The 209-nt window shown below is 35.4% G+C and carries 1 protein-coding gene; it reads right to left on the reverse strand.

What is annotated here, in order from left to right:
• Positions 1 to 209, reverse strand: a 209-nt coding sequence (locus tag CD172_RS12135) for a DDE-type integrase/transposase/recombinase (protein ID WP_142384444.1), incomplete at both ends; no start/stop codon positions are given.

Below are 209 nucleotides of genomic sequence, written 5' to 3' on the forward strand. Positions count from 1 at the left end.
GGACATTGCCACCTTCGTTGAAGGGGCTTGGTCTGTAATTATCATTTGAGGTTTGCCAAATTGTTTAATAAGACGTTTAATAAACGTATATGCTGAGTGATTATCTCGTTTCTTACGTAACGAAATATCTAGTGTATGGCCATCTGCATCAATAGCGCGATATAAATAATTCCATTGCCCTTTAATTTTGATATACGTCTCATCTATAT

Source organism: Staphylococcus agnetis (assembly GCF_002901865.1).
Lineage (GTDB): Bacteria > Bacillota > Bacilli > Staphylococcales > Staphylococcaceae > Staphylococcus > Staphylococcus agnetis.